This window comes from Microcoleus sp. Pol11C2, from assembly GCF_036701505.1.
Classification (GTDB): domain Bacteria; phylum Cyanobacteriota; class Cyanobacteriia; order Cyanobacteriales; family Microcoleaceae; genus Microcoleus.
The window spans coordinates 1-2,425 of sequence record NZ_JAUBQX010000112.1 but is presented as its reverse complement, the minus strand read 5'-3'; the positions used below and the strand labels follow the sequence as shown (position 1 = coordinate 2,425).

At 42.1% G+C, this 2,425-nt stretch carries 1 protein-coding gene; it reads right to left on the bottom strand.

The window, feature by feature from the left end; translation table 11 throughout:
• Positions 1 to 110: 110 nt before the first annotated feature.
• Positions 111 to 1,814: a group II intron reverse transcriptase/maturase gene (ltrA, locus tag QUA42_RS27470; protein ID WP_333141830.1), complete on the bottom strand. Its 1,704-nt coding sequence runs from the start codon at positions 1,812 to 1,814 to the stop codon at positions 111 to 113.
• Positions 1,815 to 2,425: the final 611 nt, after the last annotated feature.

Below are 2,425 nucleotides of genomic sequence, written 5' to 3'. Positions count from 1 at the left end.
GGTTAGAGTCGATATGGGCATTACTACCCCTACCTCTCCTTCAGAACGGAACGTGAAACTTTCGCTTCATTCCGCTCCTTGATATCTTCATCCTTTTTTAAGGATACAATTCAAAACGGATTACTATAATAGTCCATGTGAAGGGAACCATCATTTTCCGTTTTTGTGTCGTGACAGTGTTTGTGCAAAAGTTGGAGGTTTTTGTACTCATCCTTACCGCCTAGAGAGCGAGGTTGGATATGGTCAACTTCTACAATGTCTGTAGGTGTAAAGTACAGACCACAGTGAGTACATTTACCTTTTTGTTTCTTAAGAAGTGTTGCCACTCTTGTTGGTGTTTCAGGGTATACTCCACGCCTAGAACTCCAGTAAATCCAGTCACCGTCATAAGGCGTTGAATTACCCTTTACCTTGACGTGCCTTATAATAGGCGTTGCAGAGTGCAGGGTTAACTCTAAACCTTCTTCTGTGCTGAAACACCAATTTCTGTCGCCTACTGTTCGCCAGTATTTGTCTTTATTGATGTTACCTTTTCCCCGTCTTCTAGCCCAAGCCCGTAACTTGTCGTAGGTAAGATGGTCTACCCTTGAAAAGGTTTCCTTACTTACTACTGTTGAGTAATAGTTTGACCATCCCCTAATAATTGGATTCAGCCGACTAATTAAAGCAGCTTGGGGGGAGTTTTTATGGGTGTCTATTACTTCTTCAATATTCGCAAGATGGGCTTTGATTTTTGGCTTGGATGGGGTGACTAATGTTTTAAAACCAAGCGGTATTCCTTTTGTACTTTTGGCACTTCGGTAGTTACCTACCTTATGTTGTTGTATGTGGAATCCTAAGAACTCAAACCCAACATTTCCATTGTATTCATTGAGGGTGTGGGTTAATTTTGTTTTACTTGGCTTCAATTCTAAGTCATAATCACTTAACCATTCTGCAATTATCTTTTGACAGGCTATTATTACTTCAATGTCTTTGTGAATAATCACAAAATCATCGGCGTATCGGATTAAACTAATTTCTTTTCGTTGGTTAATAGATTTTCCTACGAATTGTTTAACCCGTTCTTCCATTCCGTGTAAGGCAATGTTAGCTAGTAGTGGGGAAATAACCCCTCCCTGTGGCGTACCTTCTGTGGTCGGGAAAATTTCACCTTGGTCTAATACCCCACTTTTAAGCCACGACTTAATTTGTTTTCTCAGTCGCGGATAGGTATTGATTTTGTCAAGTAATGCTTTGTGATTAATGCGGTCAAAGCATTTGGCAATATCAGCATCTAGCACGTATTTGGCTTTGTTATTGATATTGACAAATATGGCTCCTATCGCATCGTGACATGACCTACCTGGTCTAAAACCATACGAGTTTGGCTCAAAACGAGCTTCCCATTCTGGCTCAAGGGCTGATTTTACAACTGCTTGTAAGGCGCGGTCGTACATTGTGGGTATGCCTAATGGTCTTGACTCATTGGTTCCTGGTTTTGGTATCATTACCCGACGTGTCGGTTGTGATTTTCCAGTTGCCTTGAGTTGGCTTACTAGCTTGGCTCGCTGTTTCGGAGATAATAGTTTAATACCATCTACACCTGCTGTACGTTTGCCAGTATTATCTTGCGTGACCCGTCGTACCGCTAGAACCTTATTAGACCATGAATTAATCAAGGTCTTTTGAAGCTTCCGAACTGCTTTAACATCACCACGCTCACTTGCTCGATAGATACGTTTTTGCAACTTGAATGTCAATCTTTCGGCTTTTCGCCAATTGATTTGATTCCATTCCACCGTCGGGTTGTCCCGCGTTTTAGACTTATTCATTGCTACTAGGTTCCTATCCTTGAAGTTACCGTGTATCCGTCTGCATATCCCTGTCATTACAACCGGGCATTGGCTTCTGATACAATCCCTCTCTCGCATATCATTCGTTAGCTACTTACTGGTAATCGAACTGATTCCAGAGATATACGAGAGTTACTTCGTTCCAAATACACATTGGTTTAGTTTTTAGTGTGATGCTCTCCACCGGGTTTATGGGCGGTGCTTATAGGTCGAAGTTCTAATCGCCTATGCCCTATCCTTGCCTTTTGGCTTGGTCTTAATCAGTTTTTACCGTGTTTTTCAACGGGTTTACCCTTGATTCAGCCGTTAGACCATCTCAATTAACGGTGGTTCGGACACATCTTTGCTTTCGCTACACATGAACTTTTGCTCGACAGTTACCAGTTTCGGCTACCAGTAGTCTGCTTTTTATCCCCGCTTTACCCTATTAGTTGCTACTTAATAGGATAGGGGATATGCTTTTACCGCTGCACTTGCGGACTGGGACTAAGGATAACCTGCACCCAGATGTGTATTTAGTTGTTATGGCTTTGTGAACCATACTAGCCGTCCCTGAGTATTTTTACTCACTTAGGCTAAACGAATCGCAC

Coding starts and splice junctions, on each gene's coding strand:
- ltrA (WP_333141830.1), bottom strand. CDS start 1,814: ATGAATAAGTCTAAAACGCGGGACAACCCGACGGTGGAATGGAATCAA.